This window comes from Sulfitobacter sp. EE-36 (genome assembly GCF_000152605.1).
GTDB lineage: Bacteria > Pseudomonadota > Alphaproteobacteria > Rhodobacterales > Rhodobacteraceae > Sulfitobacter > Sulfitobacter pontiacus.
The window spans coordinates 1229747-1249900 of sequence record NZ_CH959310.1 but is presented as its reverse complement, the minus strand read 5'-3'; the positions used below and the strand labels follow the sequence as shown (position 1 = coordinate 1249900).

General features: G+C 61.7%; 16 protein-coding genes and 1 riboswitch. Of the genes, 6 read left to right on the top strand and 10 right to left on the bottom strand.

What is annotated here, in order from left to right; translation table 11 throughout:
- Window positions 1-26 precede the first annotated feature (26 nt).
- The 3 genes from gcvP to gcvT all read right to left on the bottom strand — a co-directional run bounded on the left by gcvP (window position 27) and on the right by gcvT (window position 4441).
- Entirely contained in the window at window positions 27-2870 is a 2844-nt protein-coding gene (gene gcvP / locus EE36_RS08610) for an aminomethyl-transferring glycine dehydrogenase (protein ID WP_005851357.1), read from the bottom strand.
- A 67-nt stretch (window positions 2871-2937) separates the two neighbouring features.
- Window positions 2938-3297, bottom strand: a complete 360-nt coding sequence (gcvH, locus tag EE36_RS08605) for a glycine cleavage system protein GcvH (protein ID WP_005851355.1) — start codon at window positions 3295-3297, stop codon at window positions 2938-2940.
- Between the two features lie 19 nt (window positions 3298-3316).
- On the bottom strand, window positions 3317-4441 hold the full coding sequence (gene gcvT, locus EE36_RS08600; protein WP_005851352.1) for a glycine cleavage system aminomethyltransferase GcvT: 1125 nt from the start codon (window positions 4439-4441) through the stop codon (window positions 3317-3319).
- Window positions 4442-4594: 153 nt separating this feature from the next.
- Window positions 4595-4681, bottom strand: a riboswitch (glycine riboswitch).
- A 107-nt stretch (window positions 4682-4788) separates the two neighbouring features.
- Here gcvT and EE36_RS08595 point away from each other — a divergent pair.
- Window positions 4789-5388 (top strand): gamma-glutamylcyclotransferase family protein, encoded by a 600-nt coding sequence (locus EE36_RS08595; protein ID WP_340237532.1) that lies wholly within the window; start codon window positions 4789-4791, stop codon window positions 5386-5388.
- Here EE36_RS08595 and EE36_RS08590 read toward each other — a convergent pair.
- The 3 genes from EE36_RS08590 to EE36_RS08580 all read right to left on the bottom strand — a co-directional run bounded on the left by EE36_RS08590 (window position 5368) and on the right by EE36_RS08580 (window position 9923).
- Entirely contained in the window at window positions 5368-6765 is a 1398-nt protein-coding gene (locus EE36_RS08590) for an MATE family efflux transporter (RefSeq protein ID WP_005851349.1), read from the bottom strand. The genes EE36_RS08595 and EE36_RS08590 overlap by 21 nt on opposite strands.
- A gap of 96 nt (window positions 6766-6861) precedes the next feature.
- The gene (gltX, locus tag EE36_RS08585; RefSeq protein WP_005851347.1) at window positions 6862-8187 is read right to left on the bottom strand and encodes a glutamate--tRNA ligase; all 1326 of its coding nucleotides are present in this window, start codon (window positions 8185-8187) and stop codon (window positions 6862-6864) included.
- Window positions 8188-8264: 77 nt separating this feature from the next.
- Window positions 8265-9923: an NAD+ synthase gene (locus EE36_RS08580; RefSeq protein WP_005851345.1), complete on the bottom strand. Its 1659-nt coding sequence runs from the start codon at window positions 9921-9923 to the stop codon at window positions 8265-8267.
- Window positions 9924-10096: 173 nt separating this feature from the next.
- On the opposite strand from EE36_RS08580, the gene EE36_RS08575 reads away from it, so the two are divergent.
- Complete coding sequence (locus EE36_RS08575) at window positions 10097-11620, top strand: 2-isopropylmalate synthase (RefSeq protein WP_005851343.1); 1524 nt, start codon at window positions 10097-10099, stop codon at window positions 11618-11620.
- Here EE36_RS08575 and EE36_RS08570 read toward each other — a convergent pair.
- A complete protein-coding gene (locus EE36_RS08570) occupies window positions 11617-13146 on the bottom strand; it encodes a cryptochrome/photolyase family protein (protein ID WP_005851341.1) in 1530 nt (509 codons plus the stop codon). The two genes, EE36_RS08575 and EE36_RS08570, sit on opposite strands and share 4 nt — an antisense overlap.
- The gene (locus EE36_RS08565; RefSeq protein WP_039912212.1) at window positions 13140-13805 is read right to left on the bottom strand and encodes an SDR family NAD(P)-dependent oxidoreductase; all 666 of its coding nucleotides are present in this window, start codon (window positions 13803-13805) and stop codon (window positions 13140-13142) included. Before EE36_RS08565 ends, EE36_RS08570 begins: the two co-directional genes overlap by 7 nt.
- A 265-nt stretch (window positions 13806-14070) precedes the next feature.
- On the opposite strand from EE36_RS08565, the gene EE36_RS08560 reads away from it, so the two are divergent.
- On the top strand, window positions 14071-15642 hold the full coding sequence (locus tag EE36_RS08560) for a 2-isopropylmalate synthase (RefSeq protein WP_005851337.1): 1572 nt from the start codon (window positions 14071-14073) through the stop codon (window positions 15640-15642).
- An 82-nt stretch (window positions 15643-15724) separates the two neighbouring features.
- Here EE36_RS08560 and EE36_RS08555 read toward each other — a convergent pair whose 3' ends face one another.
- Together EE36_RS08555 and EE36_RS08550 are read right to left on the bottom strand one after the other, a co-directional pair.
- The gene (locus EE36_RS08555) at window positions 15725-16588 is read right to left on the bottom strand and encodes a porin (RefSeq protein ID WP_005851335.1); all 864 of its coding nucleotides are present in this window, start codon (window positions 16586-16588) and stop codon (window positions 15725-15727) included.
- Window positions 16589-16733: 145 nt separating this feature from the next.
- A complete protein-coding gene (locus tag EE36_RS08550; RefSeq protein ID WP_005851333.1) occupies window positions 16734-17318 on the bottom strand; it encodes a VOC family protein in 585 nt (194 codons plus the stop codon).
- Window positions 17319-17492: 174 nt separating this feature from the next.
- Here EE36_RS08550 and EE36_RS08545 point away from each other — a divergent pair, with 174 nt between their 5' ends.
- From EE36_RS08545 to EE36_RS08535, 3 genes are all read left to right on the top strand, one after another.
- The gene (locus tag EE36_RS08545; RefSeq protein ID WP_037944896.1) at window positions 17493-18539 is read left to right on the top strand and encodes a rod shape-determining protein; all 1047 of its coding nucleotides are present in this window, start codon (window positions 17493-17495) and stop codon (window positions 18537-18539) included.
- A 69-nt stretch (window positions 18540-18608) separates the two neighbouring features.
- The gene (gene mreC / locus EE36_RS08540) at window positions 18609-19514 is read left to right on the top strand and encodes a rod shape-determining protein MreC (protein ID WP_005851329.1); all 906 of its coding nucleotides are present in this window, start codon (window positions 18609-18611) and stop codon (window positions 19512-19514) included.
- Window positions 19511-20146, top strand: coding sequence for a hypothetical protein (locus EE36_RS08535; protein WP_005851327.1), 636 nt, complete (start codon window positions 19511-19513; stop codon window positions 20144-20146). Before mreC ends, EE36_RS08535 begins: the two co-directional genes overlap by 4 nt.
- The last annotated feature ends 8 nt before the right edge of the window (window positions 20147-20154 follow it).

Genomic DNA, 20154 nt, shown 5'->3' with positions numbered 1-20154 from the left:
GTTCGATCACATATATAGGGAACAGCTTACTCAGCCGCCTCTGCGTATTCCTCCATCGGGGGGCAGGTGCAGATCAGGTTACGGTCGCCATGCACGTTGTCGACACGGTTGACCGGAGGCCAGTATTTGTCGACGCGGAACGCACCGGGGGGGAAGCAGCCCTGCTCGCGCGTGTAGGGGCGATCCCACTCGCCAACCAGATCCTCGACCGTGTGCGGCGCGTTCTTCAGCGCGTTGTTCTCGCGCGGCATATCGCCGTTCTCGATTGCGCGGATCTCGTCACGGATCGCGAGCATCGCATCACAGAAACGGTCCAGCTCGGCCTTGGTTTCCGACTCCGTCGGTTCCACCATCAGCGTGCCTGCGACAGGGAAGCTCATCGTTGGCGCATGGAAGCCGGCGTCGATCAGACGTTTCGCAATGTCATCCACCGTCACGCCTGCGCTGTCCTCGAACGGGCGCACGTCAAAGATACATTCATGTGCAACGCGCCCTGTCGGCCCTTTGTACAGCACCTCGAACGCCCCTTCGAGCCGTTTGGCAATGTAGTTGGCGTTCAGGATCGCCACCCGCGTCGCCTGCGTCAGCCCGTCACCGCCCATCATCAAGCAATACGACCACGAGATCGGCAGCAACGATGGCGACCCGTAAGGTGCCGCCGAAACAGCGCCTTCACCGCCGTTCGGATGGCCGGGCACATGGGGGATGAGATGTGATTTCACGCCGATCGGCCCCATGCCGGGACCGCCGCCCCCATGCGGGATGCAGAAGGTCTTGTGCAGGTTCAGGTGGCTGACATCCCCGCCCACATCGCCCGGACGCGCCAGACCGACCATCGCGTTCATATTCGCCCCGTCGATATAGACCTGCCCACCGTGATCATGGGTGATCTTGGTCACCTCGGTCACGGTTTCCTCGAAAACGCCGTGGGTCGAGGGATAGGTGATCATGCAACCGGCAAGGTTCTCGCTGTGCTTTTCCGCCTTGGCGCGGAAGTCATCCAGATCGATGTCACCATTGGCCGCCGTCTTGATCACGACCACCTTCCAACCCACCATATTGGCGCTGGCGGGGTTGGTGCCATGGGCCGACATGGGGATCAGGCAGATGTTGCGATGCCCCTGCCCGTTGGCACGGTGATAGGACGCAATCGCCAGCAGGCCCGCATATTCGCCCTGCGCGCCGGAATTCGGCTGCATGGAAATCGCATCATACCCGGTGATGTCACAAAGCTTGGCCGACAGGTCGTCGATCATATGCTTGTAACCAAGCGCCTGATCCTGCGGCACAAACGGGTGGATCATCGAGAACTCGCGCCAGCTAACGGGCATCATCTCCGCGGCGGAGTTCAGCTTCATCGTGCAGGACCCCAGCGGGATCATCGCACGGTCCAGTGCCAGATCACGGTCGGCCAGACGGCGCATGTAGCGCATCATCTCGGTCTCGGCGCGGTTCATGTGGAAGATCGGATGGGTGAGATAGGCGCTCTCACGTAGCATATCATCGGGGAACCGATACTGCGCCTCGAATGTCTCGTCGCTGCGGCGGATGCCAAAGGCGCGCCAGACGGCTTCGATCGTCTCGGGCACCGTACGTTCGTCCAGCGTGATGCCGACACGTGTTTCACCGACGCGGCGCAGGTTGATGCCTTCGTCCACCGCGGATTTCATGACTGCGGCCTGCAAGGGGCCGACGTCAACCGTCACCGTGTCGAAGAAGGATTTGGGATCGACCTTAAAGCCGGCCTCCTCCAGCCCGTTCGCCAAACGCACCGCCTTGCGATGGATGCGCTGCGCGATGGCCTTCAGCCCCTCGGGCCCGTGGAACACCGCATACATGGACGCCATCACCGCCAGCAAAGCCTGCGCCGTGCACACGTTAGAGGTCGCCTTTTCGCGGCGGATGTGCTGCTCGCGGGTCTGCAGGGACAGACGGTAGGCGCGGTTGCCATGCGCATCAATCGAGACACCGACAATCCGCCCCGGCATTGCGCGCTTATAGGCATCCTTGCATGCCATATAGGCCGCATGCGGACCGCCATAGCCTTCGGGCACGCCAAACCGCTGGGTGGACCCGACGGCGATATCAGCCCCCATGGCACCGGGTTCTTTCAGCAACGTCAGCGCCATCGGATCAGCGGATACGACACCCAAGGCACCTGCCTCATGCAGCGCGGCCATATGGTCGGTAAAGTCGCGCACATGGCCGTAGGTGCCAGGGTACTGGAATAGCGCCCCGAAGACAGCGCTCGCGTCCATTTTGTCAGGGTCGCCGATGATCACCTCGATATCCAGCGGGGCTGCCCGAGTCTGGATCACGGCGATGTTCTGGGGGTGGCAATCGCGGTCGACAAAGAACGCCTTGGCCTTTGACTTCGATAGGCGCATCGCCATGGTCATCGCCTCGGCACAGGCCGTCGCCTCGTCCAGCAGTGACGCATTGGCGACCTCAAGCCCGGTCAGATCGCTGACCATGGTCTGGAAGTTCAGCAATGCCTCAAGACGCCCCTGGCTGATCTCGGGCTGGTAGGGGGTGTAGGCCGTGTACCATGCGGGGTTTTCAAAAATATTGCGCTGGATCGCAGGCGGCGTCACCGTGCCGTGATAGCCCTGCCCGATCAGCGAGGTGAGCACCTTGTTCTTACCCGCCACCACGCGCATGTATTCCAGCACTTCGCGCTCTGACATGGGCTTGCCGAAATCCAGCGGCTCTTTCTGGCGGATCTGCGCGGGCATCGTGTCATCGATCAACGCGCCAAGGCTTTGTGCGCCGACGGTTTTCAACATGTCCGACATCTCTGCCGGGGACGGCCCGATATGTCTGCGATTGGCAAAATCATACGGCAAATATTCGGTCGGTTTGAAAACCATGGCGCGGGGCCCCTCTTCCAAATGGTATAAAAATCCCCGCCGGAGGCTCCGACGGGGGCAGCGGGATTTACCCGATGAACTTCTGATAGGCGGCTTCGTCCATGAACTCGTCCATCTGGCTTGGATCGGACGCCTTCATCTTGAAGAACCACGCCTCGCCCTGCGGATCGTCATTCACCATCGCGGGGTTGTCGGACAGCGTGCTGTTGACCTCGATGATCTCGCCATCGATCGGTGCCAGAATATCAGACGCGGCTTTGACGGATTCGATCACGACGACCTCGTCGTCCTTGCTGACGGTCGTGCCTTCGTCGGGCAGTTCGACAAACACCACGTCACCCAGTTGTTCGGCGGCGTGAATGGTGATGCCAACAACGATCTCGTCGCCTTCAACCCGCAGCCATTCGTGCTCTTCGGTAAACTTCATTCTTTCATCCTTCGCTAGATTATCTTTTAAAATTCGCCGCAACAAAGGGCAGCTTGGCCACGGTCACCGGCAGACGCTTGCCACGGACTTCGCCCCACAGCATCGTATCAATACCCGCCTGCGCTTCACTGACATAGCCCATTGCAACAGGCCCGCCTACCGTCGGCCCGAAACTGCCCGAGGTGACCTCGCCCACCTGCGTGCCCCCTGTCGCCGCGTCAAACAGCGGTGTCCCGTCGCGCATCGGCGCACGGCCTTCGGGGGCCAGACCGACACGCTTGCGGCCGACACCATCGTCAAACGCCGCTTGAACGGCATCGGCACCGGGGTAGCCGCCCGCGCGTTCACCACCGGCGCGGCGCGCTTTCTGGATCGCCCAGGTCAGGCTGGCCTCTACCGGATTGGTGCCTGCGTCGATGTCATTGCCATAAAGACACAAGCCCGCCTCAAGCCGCAGCGAATCCCGCGCGCCCAGACCGATGGGTTCCACACCCTCGATCTCCAGCAGCCGGCGGACCAGCGCTTCGGCGTGGGCCTCCGGCACCGAAATCTCGAAGCCATCCTCGCCGGTATAGCCCGACCGCGAGGCCCAGACCTCTACCCCGTCCAGCGTCAATGTGCCGAAATCCATGAACCGCATTTTGTCCGAAGCGGCATCAAGCGACGCCACAGCCGCCCCCGCCGCAGGGCCCTGCACAGCCACCAGCGCGCGGTCGGTGATCGGGGTCACGGTGATCTCGGGCTCCAACGCGGCTTTCATGCGTGCGATATCGGCATCCTTGCAGGCGGCGTTGACCACGACGAACAGGTCATCCCCACGGCGCGCGAACATCAGGTCATCCTCGATCCCGCCGGCGTCATTGGTGAAGAACCCATAGCGCTGCCGCCCGTCTTCCAGCCCCAGCACATTCATCGGCACCAATGTCTCGAACGCCAGCGCCACGGCGTCCCACGACGGACCGGTCACCATCACCTGCCCCATGTGGCTGACATCAAAGACGCCCGCCGCGGCGCGGGTGTGCAGGTGCTCTTTCATCACGCCCATCGGATATTGCACAGGCATGGAATAGCCCGCAAAGGGCACCATCTTGCCCCCCAGTTCCAGATGAAGATCGTATAGCGGTGTCTGTTGCAAATCGCTCATGGTCACGCGGCCTTTCCCAATCCAGAAGGCCATCGACCATACTGGCACCCAGCAGACCGCGGGAATGCAGCCTGTCAAATGCCCCCTCTGTCCTTTCGCCTGAGATCGTTATCCCTTCGGCGGACGCTGTCGCGTCACTCTCCAGAGTTGTTAGGTCCCGTTGCGGTCCTTTGGCCTGAGAGTTTCCGGGGCGGTTGCTCCTTCGGCACCGGCTTGCGCCAGTTCTCCCGTAACGGTGTGGGCAAGTGCTATGCCGGAACGCGGCGCTGCGTCAAGCAAAGTTGACAGGGCGGCGCGAAAACTTTCGTCCGGCGCCGCGATATTGGGCAGCACGTCGGGTGCTGCGCGTGCAAGATGTGGACATCATCGCGCAGCGGCGCCAAAACACCCGCATGACACCATATTTCTTCGGCTACGGCAGCCTCGTAAACCGCAATACCCACGCCTATCCAGACGCCCGTCCGGCGCAGCTTCGCGGCTGGCACCGGCTTTGGGTGCGCATCGAAGGCGCCGCGCATGTGTTCCTGAGCGTGCTGCCCGAAGAGGGCACCGTGATCGACGGGTTGATCGCGGCAGTCCCCGGTGCCGATTGGGTGGCGCTGGATACGCGCGAAACCAACTATGATCGCATCGGGTCGAACGGGGCGGTGGTGCATGACATCATCCCGGCCCCCGATATGGCGCATTATTCTGTGCCCACAGACACCCATGTGACATCGGGCGACCATACCATCTTGCTCAGCTATCTTGATGTGGTGGTACAGGGGTTCCTGCGCGAATATGGCATCGACGGGGTGCAGCGCTTCTTTGACACGACGCGGGGCTGGGATACGCCGATCCTGAACGACCGCGCCGCGCCGAAATACCCGCGCGCGCAAGAGCTTACCGCGCAGGAAACCGCGCTGGTCGACCAGCATCTGACCCGCCTATCGGCGCAGGTGCAGTAGCGACATCAACCGCCCGTCGCGGGCGAAAGCTTCGGGCTTGGCGCGTTTGCGCTGCCCCCCTTGCGCGATCATCCGCCGCGCGAGCACCCAGGCCAGCGCCCCGAAGAGCACCCCCGCCGCCGCCTGCCCGATCAGTACACCGGGGGCCCCGAACAGCAGGCTGCCACCCCAGACCAGCGGGATCATCCCCAGCGTGTTGCGGCCCCAGTTGGTCACGGTCGAATAATAGGGGTGGCCCATATTGTTGAACGCCGCATTCGACACGAACAACATGCCGTTGAAGAAGAACGCCAGGGATAGCGGCCCGCAGAACAGATAGATCAACGTCAAGGTGATCCCCTGCGCATCAAACATCGCCGCCAGCGGCGCGCGGAACGTAAACAGCGCGGCCGAGATGACGACGATCACCAAAGCGGCAAAGCTGACCCCCGCGGCATAGGTCCGCTTGACCCGCCCCAGATCGCCCGCGCCAAAGTTCTGCCCGATGATCGGCCCTACCGCCCCCGACAGGGCAAAGATCACGGCAAAGGCAACGGGCATCATGCGGCTGACAATCGCCATGCCTGCGACAGCATCCTCTCCATAGGCCGCCATTGCACGGGTCACATAGGCCTGCCCCACCGGCGTGGCGACCTGCGTCAGAATGGCGGGCACCGCGATGGACAAGACGGGCATCAGATCGCGCCATAGCCCCGCGGGGCGCGGCATCGCGATCCCGCCATAGTGGCGCACAATCGGCATCAGGGCGGTATAGGCAATCACCACCCGCGCCACGAAAGACGCCCAGGCCGCACCGGTCAGGCCCAGATCAAAGGTAAAGATCAGGATCGGATCGAGAATGGCATTCACGATGCCCCCCGCGATGGTCGCCATCATCGCCCGCCGCGCATCCCCATGGGCCCGCAGGATCGCGCTGCCCATCATACCGACCATCAAAAATGGCACCGACGGCACGACGATCTGCAGGAAATCCACCGCCAGCGCCGCCGTCTCACCGCCTGCGCCAACCCAGCCGACCAGCACATCCAGCGACAGAAACACACAAAGCGCAAAGATCACACCAAAGACCGCGCCATAGCACAGCGCATGGGTCGTCCTCTCCCGTGCGAGCTGCGCGTTGTCCTGCCCCAAGGCCCGCGCGACCAAGGCCCCCGCCGCGATGCCCAATCCGATCCCGAAGGAGGTTGTGAAAAACAGGATCGCACCGGCATAGCCGATGGCCGCCGCCAGCTCTGCCTTGCCCAACATAGAGATGAAAATCATGTCGACGAAATCTACAAGAAACACCGCCACCAGCCCGACAGAGGCCAGCAAAGACATATTGGCGACATGCCCGAACAGATTGCCCGACAAAAATTTGGCGCGCCCATCAACCATGATGGACGCGCCCTATGTCAGCCGACAGCGGCTTCATTTTGCCAGATAAACTCTCGCCGAAGGCTCCCGAACTTGCGCCCGTGAACCCGGCCCGTTTCACCCGCGCGCCTTCACGACTTGCAGCAACGGCAACACCGCCCCCATGTCGGGGCCGTGGGGTTTACCAGTCAGCGCCAGACGCAGCGGCATGAACAGCCCTTTGCCCTTGCGGCCGGTCTGCTCTTTCACGGCGGCCGTCCATGTGCCCCAGGTGCTTTCGTCAAACTCGCCCTCGGGCAGAAGCGCCAAGGCTTCGGCGACGAATTCTTTATCCTCGTCGGCGATCACAGGCTCCGCGCCTTCGCTGAACATCTGCCACCAGCCTTTCAGATCGTGCAGTGTGGTGATGTTTTCGCGGGTGACCTGCCAGAACAGCGCGGCTTTATCCTCGGGCACACCGAGGGCGGCGATGTCGCTTGCGACGGCCTCAAGCGGGAGGGTCTGCAGATAGCGGCCGGTCATGGGGAACAGGTCCTCGACGTCGAATTTGGTCGGCGCTGAACCGAAGCGTTCGATGTCGAAACCGTCGATCAGGCTCTCCATATCGGTGCGCAGTTCAATCGGGTCCGAAGAGCCCAGGCGCGCCATTGTCGACAGCAGCGCGAAAGGATGCACACCGCGCTCGCGCAGGTCGCGCAGCGCCAGCACGCCCAGACGTTTCGACAGCGCCTCGCCCTGCGGACCGGTGAGCAGCGAATGGTGCGCAAAGGTCGGAACAGTGCCGCCAAGCGCTTGCATGATCTGGATTTGCGTCGCCGTGTTGGTCACATGGTCGGACCCGCGCACAACATTGGTCACACCCATTTCCGTGTCATCGACCACAGACGCCAGAGTATACAAGATCTGCCCGTCGCCGCGGATCAACACGGGGTCGGAGACCGATGCCGCATCGATCGAGATATCGCCCAGGATACCGTCTTTCCACTCGATCCGTTCCTGATCCAGCTTGAAACGCCACACACCGGGGCCGCGTTCGTCGCGCAGCTTGGCTTTTTCCGCGTCCGACAGGTTCAGCGCGGCGCGGTCATAGACCGGCGGCTTGCCCATGTTCAGCTGTTTCTTGCGCTTGAGGTCCAGCTCGGTCGGGGTTTCCCAGGCTTCATAGAACCGCCCGATCTTGCGCAGCTCGTCCGCAGCGGCGTGGTATTTGTCCAACCGCTCGGACTGACGCTCAACGCGGTCCCAATGCAGGCCCAGCCATGTCAGGTCTTCTTTCAGACCGTCGACGTATTCTTCCTTGCTGCGCACCGGATCGGTGTCGTCGATCCGTAGGATGAACTCTCCGCCGTTCTTGCGGGCGATCAGATAGTTCATCAGCGCCGTGCGCAGGTTGCCTACGTGGATATAGCCGGTCGGGGACGGGGCGAAGCGGGTGATGGTCATTGGGTTCTCCTGATTGGCCGCTGGCTTGTCACAGCGCGGCGCCATTGTCTAGATAACGTGCAGCGTCGCCCGCGCGGTCAACTGGGGTCGCGCCAGCGGTTCACGATGGGATAGCGGCGGTCCAACCAGAACGCGCCCTTGGTCAAACGCGGACCGGGGGCGGACTGGAACCGTTTGTATTCACTGATATAGAGCAGGTGTTCGACCTTTTTGGCAACCTCGCGGTCAAAGCCCGCTGCCACGCAATCGGCGATGGACCCGTCATCATCCACAAGGATCGTCAGCATCGCGTCCAGATCGGGATAGTCGGGCAGGCTGTCGCTGTCTTTCTGATCCTCGCGCAGCTCGGCCGAGGGCGGCTTGTCGATGATGCGCGGTGCGATCACCTCTCCCTCCGGGCCCATCATCCAGTCGCGGTGGTTCTCGTTGCGCCAGCGGCAGCTGTCGAAAACGCGGGTTTTATACATATCCTTTATGGGGTTATAGCCCCCCGCCATGTCGCCATAGATCGTGGCGTAGCCCACCGCCACCTCTGACTTGTTGCCCGTGGTCAAAAGCATCTCACCGAACTTGTTGCTCACCGCCATCAACAGCAAACCGCGCAGGCGCGACTGGATGTTTTCCTCGGTCAGGTCTGGCTTGGTGCCGTCAAACAGCGGGGCCAGCGTGTTGGTGATCGCGGCACGGCCCTGCGCGATCGGCACATAGTCGTAGCGGCAGCCAAGCGCCTTGGCGACGGATTCAGCATCGTCCAGCGAGGCTTGGGAGGTATATTCGGAGGGCAGCATCACACAGCGCACATTGTCAGCGCCAAGCGCATCTACCGCGATCGTCGCCACAATCGCCGAATCGATCCCGCCCGACAGACCCAGCAACACTTTCTTGAACCCGGTCTTGCCCATGTAGTCGCGCAAGCCCTGCACCATGACGCGGTAGTCCTGCTCGAGGTCCGACGGCATATGCGCCTTCTCGCCCTCGACCACGCGCCAGCCTTCGGGGGTCTGTTCAAGATCGACATGCGCGATCTGCGCGTCAAAGGCGGGCATCTGGAACGCCAGCTTGCCGCCGGGGTTCAGCGCAAAGCTCGCCCCGTCAAAGACCTGATCATCCTGACCGCCCACCATATTGAGGTAGATCAGCGGCAGTTCAGTTTCGACCACGCGGGCGACCATATGGTTCAACCGCGTCTCGAATTTGCCGCGATAATAGGGCGATCCGTTGGGCACCAACAGAAACTCCGCCCCGGTTTCGGCCAGCGTTTCGGCCACATCGGGGTGCCATGCGTCTTCGCAGATCGGGCTGCCGATGCGGGTATCGCCAACGGCGTACGGCCCACCCAAAGGCGCGCTGTCGAAAATGCGCACCTCGTCGAACACGGTCTCGTTCGGCAGGTTGTGCTTGAAGACACGGCTGGCGATCTTGCCGTTTCTGAGGATCAGATAGGCATTATAGAGCTTGGCCCCTTCGACCCAGGGCGCACCGATGGCCAGCGCGGGCCCATCAGCACAATCAGCCGCCAGCGCTTCGAGGTGGGTCATCACATCCAGCTGGAACGCCTGCTTCATCACCAGATCTTGCGCGTTATACCCGGCCAGGAACATCTCGGGCAAAGCAACCAGATCGGCGCCTGCCTCTTTGCCCTGCGCCCAGGCCTCCCGCGCGAGGTCTGCGTTTCCGGCCAGATCCCCGACGGTGGGGTTCAGCTGGCCAAGCGTGATGCGAAAACGCGATGTCATAGGGCGGTCCTTCGATAATCTACGCAAGTGATGTAGCAGATCACGCGCCAAGTGAAAGGCCAAGGCGCACCGCCGGGCAAAAGACGATTGCCCCCTTGCAGGCCATTGAATAGGCTAAGCGTTAACAAACTCGCCCGCCGCTCTTGGCCGCACTCTCTTTTGAAAGTTGCTGTATGACGAAATTGACCCTGACCCCGCTGATCCTTTGCCTTGGGCTGCTGCCCTTCCCCGCGCTTGCGCAGGACGGAGAGGTTCAAAGCAAGCAATACGACGATGGCGGCGTCTATGAGGGGACGTTCAAGGACGGCGTACAGCACGGGACCGGCACCTATACGCTGCCCAACGGCTATGAATACGAAGGTGCCTGGGTGGACGGAGAGATCAAGGGCAAAGGCGTCGCGCGTTTCCCCAACGGGTCCGTCTACGAGGGCAACTTTGAAAAGGGCAAACCGGACGGTTTCGGCAAGATCACCTTTGCCGATGGCGGCACCTATGAGGGCGAATGGGAGGCCGGTGCGATCACCGGTCAGGGCATCGCGCTTTATGCCAACGGGGTGCGCTACGAAGGGTCGTTCCGCAATGCCAACCACCACGGCAAGGGCGTCATGCAATCCCCCGGCGGGTATGAATATCAGGGCGACTGGGTCGATGGCGTCAAGCAGGGCGTGGGCAAGATCACCTATCCCGATGGCGCGCTCTATGACGGTGACATCGCCGATGGCGAACGCAATGGCACGGGCACGCTGACCATGCCCGACGGGCTGACCTATACCGGCCAGTGGAAAGACGGGCAGATCGACGGCATCGGCACGCTGACCCAACCCAATGGCGATGTCTACGAAGGCGATCTGGTCGCCGGTCAGCGCCAGGGCACGGGCAAGGTGACCTATGCCAATGGCGACACTTACGAGGGCGGCTTCGAGGACGACCGCCGCGAGGGTCAGGGCACGTTCACCGGCACAGATGGCTATGTCTACACCGGATCATGGGTTGCCGGGCAGATCGAAGGCACAGGCAAGGTGACCTACCCCGACGGCTCTGTCTACGAGGGAAGTTTCCGCGATGATCTGGCCGATGGGGAGGGCAAGATCACCTATCCCGACGGATCAACCTACGAAGGGTCATGGGTCGCGGGCGTGATCGAAGGCGAAGGCCGCGCGACCTATCCCAACGGTATCGTCTATGAGGGCGGGTTCAAGAACGCGCGCAACGACGGTCAGGGCGTGATGACCTATGCCGACGGCTATAAGTATGACGGCAGCTGGAAAGACGGCCAACGCAACGGCATGGGCACCGCGACCTATCCCGATGGCACCGTCTATACCGGCAGCTTTGTCGACGGGCTACGCGACGGCACCGGCAAGATCACCATGCCCGATGGGTTCACCTATGACGGCCAGTGGTCCGGCGGAGAGATCGAAGGCACCGGCACCGCCACCTACCCCAACGGCGATATCTACGAAGGCGCGTTCGAGGGCGGCAAACGTCAGGGTCAGGGCACCATGCGCTATAAATCGGGCGAGGAAGTCTCGGGCCAGTGGGTAAACGGCGCGCTGCAAGAAGCAGGCACAGCCCCTGCCGAAGATGCTGGTGCGGCGCCCACGCCCGACGCCACAGATGAGGCCCCGGCAGAGGCCGACACTCCGTCAGAGGCACCCGCCGACAGTACGGATGAGGCCAAAAGCAACGACGGCTAGATCACCTCGCCCGCGTCCAGACGGGCGAGCAAAGCATCGCCTTCGGCCAGAACTGTCTTGCGTTTGTCGGCGTCCATCCGGTCCCACGTGCGGTACATATTGCCCATGCGCGGATTGTTCGAGAACCGGTCGCGATGGCGGTCCAGAAAGTGCCAGTAAAGCAGGTTGAACGGGCAGGCGGTATCACCCGTCTTTGCGCTGACTGAATAGTGGCAGCTTTTGCAGTGATCCGACATACGGTTGATATAGGCCCCGGACGAGACATAGGGCTTGGACGCGATGACGCCGCCGTCGGCGAATTGGCTCATGCCGATGGTATTGGGGGCCTCTACCCATTCAAAGGCGTCGGCATAGACCGCCAGATACCATTCATGCACCTGCGCCGGATCAATCCCGGCCAACAGGGCAAAGTTGCCCGTCACCATCAGCCGTTGGATATGATGCGCATAGGCTTGGGTCCTAGTCTGCCCCACGGCCTTGGCCACACAGTTCATCCGCGTTTCGCCACCCCAGTAGAACCACGGCAGGTCGCGGTCGTGCCCCAGAATATTGCGGGCGGTATAGTCCGGCCCCTCGATGAAATAGATGCCCCGCACATACTCGCGCCAGCCGATGATCTGCCGGATGAACCCTTCGGCGGCATTGATCGGCGCGTGTCCTGCGGCATAGGCGTCGGCGGCGGCCTCGCAAATCTCGGTCACGTTCAGCAACCCGATGTTGAGGTAGGGCGACAGGATCGCGTGATACAGGAATTCATTCTCGTTCAGCATCGCGTCTTGATAGTCCCCAAACCGCGGCAGGGCATTCGCGATGAAATGGTCCAGCGCCTGCAGCGCCTCGGCGCGGGTGGTGGCGAACCAGAACGGCTCTAACGCGCCGAAATTATCGCCGAAACGCGCTTGAACCAGCTCCAGCACTTCGCGCGTCGTGGCATCGGGGTCGAACCGCAGGGGGCCATCTACGGTGACATCCTCGGGCGCGGCTTTGCGGTTGTCATGGTCGAAGTTCCACTTGCCGCCAGCGGGTTGGTCCCCTTCCATCAGTAGGCCGGTCTTGCGGCGCATCTCGCGGTAGAAATACTCCATCCGCAGCGCATTGCGGCCTTCGGCCCATGCCTCGAATTCGGCATGAGTGGCAAGAAATCGGTCGTCGGGCAGCAGATGCACCTTCAGCGGCGCGTATTTCAGCTTGTCGATCAAGCGCCACTCCCCCGGCTCTGTCGCCAGCACCTGGCTTGCCCCCGTCTGCGCGGCCCGGCGCAGCAATTCCCCCACGATAGAGCCCGCGTTATCCGTATCGTCCAGTTGCGTATAGGCGACCGTCCAGCCGTCCTGTTCCAACGCATGGGCAAACTTGCGCATCGCGGCAAAGATCAGGGCGATTTTCTTGGGGTGATGCCGGACATAAGCCGCCTCGTCCGCGACCTCGGCCATCACGACGGTATCGCGCGCCTTATCCGCCTGCGCCAAGGCGCTGAGCGTTTCTGTCAGTTGGTCGCCCAGAACCAGCACCAAGCGCCCTACCATGGCACCGGCTTTCCGGCCCAGTCAAAGAACTGCCCCGTGTCCGCAGGCGTCAGCCCGTCGATCACAGCCAGCAGATTTTCCGCCGCCTCCGACGGTGCGACAGCGGGATGGCGGGCAAGGTATTTCGCGGTAAACGCGGTCTTGACCGTGCCGGGGTGCAGGGCGACGCAGATGCTGTTCTTGTGACTGCGCGTCAGTTCGATCGCGGCGGTGTGCACGATCTGGTTCACCGCCGCCTTGGCGCTGCGATAGCTGATCCAGCCGCCGATCCGATTGTCACCGGTCGACCCCACCCGCGCAGAGAATACGGCAAAGACACAAGGCGCGTCCCGCCGCAGCAGGTCGCCCGCGTGGCGCAGCACCAGTGCAGGACCCACGGCATTCAACGCGAATTGGTCCAACATCGCCTTTTGGCTGATGGATTTGATCGTCTTTTCCGGCACCGCCCCGTCAATCTCAAGCGCGCCTGTGGCCACCAGCACCACATCAAACGGCCCATTCAGCGCGGTCAAGTGCTGGTCCACACTGCGTTCGTCCGTGATGTCGAACCCGTCCACCGACCGTGACAGCCGCGTGACCGCGTCGCCCCGCGCCTCGTAAGCGGCGGCCAGGGCGGCACCCACACCGCCCGACGCCCCGATGATCAAAACCTGTTTCATGCAAGGGGAAGTAGCGGGAAACAGCCCCCGTTCAAGCGCGGAAAAAAGGGCGCAGAAAAACCCTTCCCATTTGCGAATGCACGGGTATAACTTGTCGCCATGACACACGCCGATCATATTGCGATCCTGCCGCGCCGCTGCGCGACTTTCCTGCGTGCCAACCTACTGCTGCTAATCCGCCTCTGAGCGTGCCATCCGGCGCGCCCGCTCAGAGGGATGTGCCGCGCGCCACGGATTTATACAGCAGAATGAAAGAACCCAAACGATGACAGATACCACACAACAAGACCGCGTCTTGATTTTCGACACGACATTGCGCGACGGCGAACAATCCCCCGGCGCCACCATGACCCACGCCGAAAAGATCGAGATCGCGGGCCTGCTGGACGAGATGGGCGTCGACATTATCGAGGCCGGTTTCCCTATCGCGTCCGAAGGGGATTTCGCCGCCGTCAGCGAAATCGCGAAGCTGTCGAAGAACTCGGTCATCTGCGGGCTGGCCCGCGCCCAATTCGGCGACATCGATCGTTGTTACGAGGCGATCAAACACGCGGCCCAGCCCCGCATTCACACGTTTATCGGCACCTCGCCGCTGCACCGTGCCATTCCGAACCTCACGATGGACGAAATGGCCGACCGCATCCACGAAACGGTGACCCATGCGCGCAACCTGTGCGACAATGTGCAATGGTCGCCGATGGACGCCACGCGGACCGAGCTTGACTACCTCTACCGTGTCGTCGAAATCGCGATCAAGGCGGGTGCGACCACGATCAACATCCCCGATACCGTCGGCTATACCGCCCCCCGCGAAAGCGCCGATCTGATCCGCAAGCTCTTGGAAAACGTGCCCGGCGCGGACGAGATCGTCTTTGCCACGCATTGTCACAACGACCTTGGCATGGCGACAGCCAACAGCCTTGCCGCCGTCGAAGCGGGTGCGCGCCAGATCGAATGTACGATCAACGGCTTGGGCGAACGCGCGGGCAACACCGCGTTGGAAGAGGTCGTGATGGCGCTGAAAGTGCGCAATGACATCATGCCGTTCCAGACCAAGATCGACAGCACCAAGATCATGAATATCTCGCGCCGCGTTGCCGCTGTTTCGGGCTTCGCCGTGCAGTTCAACAAGGCCATCGTCGGCAAGAACGCCTTTGCGCATGAAAGCGGCATCCATCAGGACGGCATGCTGAAGAACGCCGAAACATTCGAGATCATGCGCCCCGAAGACGTGGGCCTGACCGAGACCAACATCGTCATGGGCAAACACTCGGGCCGTGCGGCGTTGCGCTCGAAGCTGGAAAACCTCGGCTATGAATTGGGGGATAACCAGCTCAAGGATGTGTTTGTCCGCTTCAAGGAACTGGCCGACCGCAAGAAAGAGATCTACGACGACGATCTGATCGCCCTGATGCGCACCGCCACCGATCCTGAAAGCGACCGCATTGTGCTGGGTAGCATGACCGTCGTCTGCGGCACCGAAGGCCCGCAGAAGGCAGAGATGTCGCTGACGGTGGATGGTGCGGAAACCTCTACCTCGCAAACCGGTGACGGGCCTGTGGATGCCGCGTTCAACTGCATCAAGGCACTGGTCGATCACAGCGCGCGCTTGCAATTGTATCAGGTGCACGCCGTGACCGAAGGCACCGACGCGCAGGCCACCGTTTCTGTCCGGCTTGAGGAAGACGGGCGCATCGTGACCGGTCAGTCGGCGGATACAGACACCGTGGTCGCATCGGTCCGCGCCTATATCCACGCGCTCAACCGTCTGTTGGTGCGCCGCGAGAAGGGCGGCACCGACAAGCGCGAGATCAGCTATAAGGATGTGGTGGGCTAACCCGCCCGCTCTTCTCCAACGAACGCAAAAAGGCCCCCGAAGTCGGGGGCCTTTTCTGTATCTAGTGTTCTGTCAGCGCAGATTAAAAATCGGTCAGACCCGCAAAAGTACCGGTCGCGCTTGAAAAGATGTTACCCAGCGAACGACGCTTAGAGGTACGGCGACCCAGTTCATAGTTCACGCCGAAAGTCAGCTGGTCCACGTCCTCGCCACTGTCAAAGTCCAGACGGCCCAAGGCCAGCTCTACGTTCGCACCGGGGGTGAATTCATACTTACCGCCGATGGTGATCGACCGGACGTCTTCGGGCCCCAGATCCAGGAACCCGACAGAACCGATAGCAGAGAAGCCGTTGGCGAATTCATAGCCGCCTGCGACAGCGACAACGCTCAGATCATCCAGTTTTAGCAGGTCTGCCTGTACGTTGTATTGCGCGACATCATAATCGGCATAAGCGGCGTAAAGCGTCTCGTCTTCGATGTGAACGAGGTCCAGACCGACGGTGCCAGTTGGGGTAACATCCCAAGCGGCGAAGATGCTGAAGGTCATGTCGTCCAGATCGGAGGAATCACCGATCGCGGCACCAAAAGTATGCGCGCCGGACTGATAGGACCCGAACAGGCTGGTGACATCCGCGTCGAAGCCTTCGATGTCAAAACGCGAATAGTCGAGGCCGATGTTAAAGCCGTTGGCCAGAGCGTATTCAACGCCCACTGTGCCCAGATCGATATCGACGCCCTCGATAGAGATGTTCGACAGCTCACCCGAGAAGATGAAGTTGTCGTAGCGGTATTCGATGCCGCCGCCAAAGGATTTCACGTCGATCGTGCCTGCGCCGTCAACGTCGAAGTCGTGGAATTTCGCGAAAGCCGTGCCATAGGTCAGTTCGGCAGCAGCTGCGGTTGCGGTCACGCTCAGAAGCGAGGCGACAAAAATATTACGGATCATGCTGGTTCCTTCGCACAATTTACGGTTGCTCGTACCATGGCTCTTAGGCGCAGCGGAATCCGCCCGCAACACCCAAGCGAAACCGCCGTTACGATCCGTTTACTTGTGGTATTTTTGACCCGCCTGAACCGGTGCCCGCCGCCCCTTAGCGATAGGGGTCCTTGGGGCTGCGATCCTCTGACAGCGACCGTTGCGAGCGTTCGACGATCATCACTGTGGCATCGGCCAGATGTTGGCGTTCGATATGGTGATCTCCGCGTGCGACGCGCAGCTTATGCGCCTCTAGCATCACTTCCGCGTGGGACGATCCGCGCGGCGGGATAAAGGTGTAGCAGGCCAGTTCGATCAGGAATCCCAGCGGATCCTTGAAGTAGATCGAATGCATGAAACCGCGATCCTTCACGCCCGAATTGCCGATCCCCCGCTCCTTGAGCCGGTCGAGCACTTGATCAAACATGGCGCGGTCGACCTCGAACGCAAGATGGTGCACGCAGCCCGCGTCCATCGGCGTGCGACTGTAGACGGGTTTGCGGTTTTCATTGGTAAAGATGGTGATCAACCGGCCGTCGCCGGGATCGAAATACAGGTGCCCTTCGTCGGGATCGTCCAGATTTGGCTGGTCGAAGATGAACGGCATGCCCAGCAGACCCTCCCAGAAGTCGATACTGGTCTGACGGTCCGCGCCCATCAGCGTAATGTGATGCACACCAATAACTTGAATCTTCTGCATTTCTCTCTCCCTCTATTGTCCGGCTTGCCGCAAACCATAGCGCGGTGGCGGCATCATGCCACCACAAAGGTCAACCCCCCTTTCGTCTTTGACCTCATCGGCCTATAAGCCGTTTAGCCCGTGACTTGTCAGAGTCGACGGGCCAAAATGAATTTTTGCAAGGTCCTGCTGCCCATGTCCGTTTTTGATCAATTCCGTGGTTTGTTCTCGTCCGATATGGCCATCGACCTCGGGACCGCGAACACCTTGGTTTATGTCAAAGGCAAGGGCATCGTCCTGTCCGAACCTTCGGTTGTCGCCTATCACGTCAAGGACGGCGTCAAAAAGGTGCTGGCCGTGGGCGAAGACGCAAAGTTGATGCTGGGCCGGACCCCCGGCAGCATCGAAGCGATCCGCCCCATGCGCGAGGGCGTGATTGCCGACTTTGACACCGCCGAAGAGATGATCAAGCATTTCATCCGCAAGGTGCACAAACGGTCGACCTTCTCGAAGCCCAAGATCATCGTCTGCGTGCCGCATGGGGCGACGCCTGTTGAAAAACGCGCGATCCGTCAGTCGGTGCTGTCTGCGGGCGCACGCCGCGCCGGCCTGATTGCCGAACCGATTGCAGCGGCCATCGGGGCGGGCATGCCGATCACCGATCCGACCGGGAACATGGTTGTCGATATAGGGGGTGGCACAACCGAGGTCGCGGTGCTGTCCTTGGGCGATATCGTCTATGCGCGCTCTGTCCGTGTGGGCGGCGACCGTATGGACGAGGCGATCATCAGCTACCTGCGTCGCCAGCAGAACCTGCTGATCGGTGAAACAACCGCCGAGCGGGTGAAAACCTCTATCGGGACCGCACGGATGCCCGACGACGGGCGCGGCACCTCGATGCAGATCCGCGGGCGCGACCTGCTGAACGGTGTCCCCAAAGAGATCGAAGTGACCCAGGCGCAGATCGCCGAAGCGCTGGCCGAGCCTGTGCAGCAGATCTGCGAGGCGGTGATGACCGCGTTGGAGACCACCCCGCCCGATCTGGCGGCTGACATCGTGGACCGTGGCGTCATGCTGACCGGTGGCGGTGCTTTGCTGGGCGATCTGGATCTGGCGCTGCGCGAACAGACCGGGCTGGCCATTTCCGTGGCGGATGAACCGTTGAACTGCGTGGCCTTGGGCACCGGCAAAGCGCTGGAGTATGAAAAGCAGCTGCGCCACGCCATCGACTACGACAGCTAATCAGCGCAGCTATAACAGCCCGTGATGCGGCAGGACGGCGCTGCCCTCGCGGTGGGAAACGTATAACGCATGGCCATCGACCGATCCTCTTCGAACGATTTTGGGCGCCCGCTGCGCCGCTTGCTGCTGGCCGTCATCGTGCTGGTGCTGGCGGGCATCTTTCTGCTGTGGCGGATCGACAGCCCCCGTGTCGAACGGTTTCGCGCGCAGATCACCGACCGGATCGTCCCCAATCTGGATTGGGCGATGGCTCCTGTTACCGGCACGGTAAACCTGTTCCGCGATTTCCAAAGCTATCAACGTCTGACCGTGCAGAACCAAGAACTGCGGTCCGAGCTGCGCAAGATGCAGACCTGGAAAGAGGCCGCGCTACAGCTTGAACAGGAAAACGCCCGTTTGCTGGACCTGAACAAGGTGCGGCTTGATCCGCGTTTGACCCATATTACCGGTGTGGTGCAGGCAGACTCCGGTTCGCCCTTCCGCCAATCTGTGCTGCTGAACGTCGGGGCCCGTGACGGCATTGTCGATGGCTGGGCCACGGTGGACGGCATCGGGCTGGTCGGGCGTATTTCCGGCGTGGGCGAAAACACCGCGCGCGTCATTCTGGTGACCGATACCTCTAGCCGCATACCGGCGGTGATCCAGCCGTCGGGACAGCGGGCGATTATTGCGGGCGACAACTCTGCCGCGCCACCGATTGATTTTCTCGAGAACCCCGACCTCGTGCGTCCCGGTGATCGGGTCAGCAGCTCTGGCGATGGCGGGGTGTTTCCTGCGGGTATCCTGATCGGTCAGGTCGCCGCCGACCCCGGCGGGCGGCTGCGCGTGCGTCTTGCGGCGGATTTCGAGCGGCTCGAATTCCTGCGCGTGCTGCGCCACCACGGCTCCGAAAAAGTGAACGAGGATGCGGCCGTGGTGCGGGATGACGCCACGGGCATGATCGCGCCCCTGCCCTTTGATCCTGCGACCGAATGATGGACGAACTGTCGCCCCTGCGATTGTGGCTGATGCGCGCGGCGTTTCTGGCGCTGACGGTGGTCCTGCTGTTTTTCCATCTGCTGCCACTTGATACCCAGCCGATCGCGCTGTTCGCGCCCGAGCTGTCGCCCCCGCTGGCCACCATCGACCCCGCAGAGGCGCGCCTTCGTGCCCTGCTGGACCAAGGTAGCGATCGCATCTGGATCGCCCCCGACCTGCTGATCGCCTTTGCGCTGGCGTGGTCTGTGCGGCGGCCCGACTATGTCCCCGCCCTGCTGCTTGCCGTCGCCTTCCTGCTGACGGACCTGTTGCTGCAACGCCCGCCCGGCCTCTGGGCGCTGCTGGCGTTGCTGGCATGCGAGAATATGAAAACCCGTGGCCGCACCCTGCGTGACAGCACCTTTGGCGCGGAATGGCTGGCGGTCTCGGTATGGCTGATCGCTATTTTGATGCTGAACCGGATCGTGCTATCGTTGCTGCTGGTCCCACCGCCACAATGGTCGCTGAGCCTGTTTGAACTGGCCGTCACGATCCTGACCTACCCGGCTGTGGTGTTTGTGACCCATGCGCTGATGGGCGTGCGCAAATCCGCCCCCGGCGATCTGGACAGTATGGGCAACCGCTCATGAGGAGACCA